Source organism: Mesotoga infera (genome assembly GCA_011045915.1).
GTDB lineage: Bacteria > Thermotogota > Thermotogae > Petrotogales > Kosmotogaceae > Mesotoga > Mesotoga infera_D.
Genome location: DSBT01000034.1, coordinates 1 through 3234, shown reverse-complemented (window position 1 = coordinate 3234; position 3234 = coordinate 1). Strand labels below are relative to the sequence as shown.

Genomic DNA, 3234 nt, shown 5'->3' with positions numbered 1-3234 from the left:
GAAGAGCTTGGGGAGACTCTTGAACAATTCGTGAACTCTTTTCCCGTATATCCACAGTTGTTGAAGAATGTCCCCGTCTCGGACAAAAAGGGTGTAATGGAAGACAGAAAGCTCAAAGATAGGCTTGAAGAGCTCAAGAAAAGAGAGGATTTGCGTGTTGTTCTAAGACCTTCTGGGACCGAACCCTTTGTAAGAGTAATGGTCGAAGGAACAGAATCGTCGCAGGTCGAAAGTATCTGCCAGGAGTTGGTTGAACTGGTTGAGGAGTGCAGTAATGGATAGGTATATATATGTTAAAGGTGCCAGGGTTCACAATCTGAAGAACGTAAGCGTTGCAATCCCAAAGAACTCGCTGACAATCATAACTGGTCTTTCGGGTTCGGGGAAATCCTCCCTTGCTCTCGACACAATTTATGCCGAAGGCCAGAGGAGATACCTTGAATCACTCTCCACTTATGCCAGACAGTTTCTGGGAGAGATGAAGAAGCCCGATGTCGAGAACATTGAGGGTCTTTCTCCGGCAATAGCCATAGAGCAAAAGACAGTAAGTCACAATCCGAGATCGACGGTAGGAACGGTTACGGAGATTCACGATTACTTCAGAGTCCTTTTCGCAAGAGTAGGTGTCCCTCATTGTCCTTCATGCGGCCGAGAGGTTCAGAAGCAGAGTCTGGATGAGATAGTCGAAGGAATCTTCAAGGAGTATGGCGAAGAGGAAAGAATTGCGATCTACGCGCCGATCGCCACTGGAAAGAAGGGCGAATTTAAAAAAGAACTCGAAGCGCTGAGAAAGAAGGGCTTTGTGAGAGTTGAAATCGACGGAGAGACATACGATCTCGAGGAGGAACTGAAACTTGACAAGAACAAGAGACATTCGATAAACCTCGTGGTCGATAGATTGAGAGCAGATTCAGACAACTCGTCAAGGCTTGCAGACAGTATTGAGATGGCCCTCCATGAAGGAGATGGTTTTGTAGAAGTCGGTCTGGTTGATTCTCAAGAGAGAAAGATCTACAGTGAGAACTTTGCCTGCCCTGACTGCGGAATTAGCCTTCCGGAAATATCTCCAAAGATCTTTTCCTTCAATAATCCCTTTGGCGCCTGTCCCAAGTGCCACGGATTAGGTTACACGATGGAGTTTTCAAAGGATCTTGTTGTCGATGAGAATCTAAGCGTCGTTAAGGGCGCTATAAAGACAATGTCCAGCAATAGGGACAGCTTCAATCTGAAGATGGTTTTTCGAGTAATCGAGTCTCTCGGGGAAGATCCGGAAAAGACTTTCAAGGACCTTCGAGAAGACGTTAAGGATGCACTTCTCTTTGGCACTAATAGAGATATCTCGATGAAATACCAGTCTGACCGACTCACTTACGAGCTGAAACGTCCGTATGAAGGAATTATAAACAATCTCAACAGGAGATATCAGGAGACGCAGTCCGAAGACATGCGCTACTGGATGGAAAGCAACTTCATGGTTCAGCAAGGCTGCACACAGTGCAATGGCCAGAGACTGAGACCCGAGGCTCTTGCAGTTACCCTTGGAGGACTGAACATTGCTCAAATATCTGAACTGACGATTCAAGAGATTTACGACTTCATGAGAGAGATACGATTCAGCGATTATCAGCGTGAGATCGTTGGAGAACTTCTCAGTGAGATTGAAAAGCGACTGAAGTTCTTGGTGGATGTCGGGCTTGATTACATCACACTGTCCCGATACGCTATGACTCTTTCAGGAGGGGAGTCACAAAGAATTAGGCTTGCAACGCAAATTGGTTCGGGCCTTACCGGAGTTACTTATGTCCTCGACGAGCCGACCATTGGATTGCACTCAAGAGACAATGACAGGCTTATAAAGACTCTCAAGAATCTCAGAGACCTGGGTAACACGGTTATAGTTGTGGAACACGATGAAGAAGTAATAAGGAGTTCTGACTACATAGTCGATGTGGGGCCGGGTGCCGGCGTGCATGGAGGAGAGGTCGTTTACCAGGGAACAACACAGTCGCTTCTAGACGCACCTCCGGAACGATCGCTTACTGGAAAGTATCTCAACGGAGAGATGTCGGTTCCGAGATTCGAAGTTACCAATAATTCCAACGGCAAGTCGTTGATCGTGAAGGGAGCGAGAAAGAACAACCTGAAGAATATTGACGTGTCGTTTCCTCTAGGCAAATTCATTACCGTTACAGGCGTCTCTGGAAGCGGGAAGAGTTCTCTAGTGATGGACACCATATACCCAGCATTGAAGACAATGCTTGGAGGGCAGAATTCGACTGCGGACAAGTTTTCTGATCTATTGGGTTGGGAGGAGATCGACAACGTGATTGTGATCGATCAGAATCCGATTGGTCGAACTCCAAGATCCAACCCCGCCACATACACGGGACTGTTCAACCACGTGCGCGACCTCTTCGCGAAGACACAGGAGGCGCGAGCGCGCGGCTACAACAAGGGGCGTTTCTCCTTCAACGTGAAGGGCGGCAGATGCGAGGCCTGCCAGGGCCACGGTCTCATAAAGATCGAGATGCAGTTTCTCCCAGACGTCTATGTTGAGTGTGACGTCTGCAAAGGCAGACGCTATAACAAAGAGACGCTGGAGATACGATACCGCGGCAAAACCATCTCCGATGTCCTAAACATGACCGTCGAGGAGGCTTCTGGCTTTTTTGAACGCATTCCGATGTTGAACAGAATACTTGTCCTCCTAAACGATGTCGGTCTCGGCTATATCCGCCTCGGTCAGCCGGCTACGACGCTTTCGGGAGGAGAGGCTCAAAGAATAAAGCTCGCCTCGGAGCTGAAGAAAACATCAACAGGAAGAACCTTCTACATCCTCGATGAACCAACAACCGGATTGCATTTCGACGATGTTGCAAAACTCGTGCGTGTCTTGAAGCGGCTGGTCGAAATGGGTAACACAGTGGTCGTTGTCGAGCATAATATGGACGTAGTGAAAAACGCCGACCACATAATCGATCTCGGACCCGAAGGCGGAGCAAACGGCGGCGAAATCGTTATTTCCGGAACGCCCGATGAAGTAGCAGAATTTCGCCACAGCCATACGGGATACTATCTCAAGAAGCAACTTTCGCAGCTAAGAACCGTTTAGACGCAAGGCTGCCTTCGGCAGGAGGCCTTCTCAGGTTAACCGTCAACAGTCCACCGTCCTCCGAATCGGAAATTCTGGCGAAGATTGTTCAGGGAGGCAATGCCCACTTCGTCTGGGAAGCT

Annotated in this window: 2 protein-coding genes; both read left to right on the top strand. The window is 48.5% G+C overall.

The features are described 5' to 3' along the window. Nucleotides 1-282: phosphoglucosamine mutase (locus ENN47_01060; GenBank protein HDP76780.1), on the top strand; the 282-nt coding region annotated here is incomplete at its 5' end. Continuing rightward, nucleotides 275-3112, top strand: a complete 2838-nt coding sequence (uvrA, locus tag ENN47_01055) for an excinuclease ABC subunit UvrA (GenBank protein ID HDP76779.1) — start codon at nucleotides 275-277, stop codon at nucleotides 3110-3112. The genes ENN47_01060 and uvrA, both read left to right, overlap by 8 nt. Nucleotides 3113-3234: the final 122 nt, after the last annotated feature.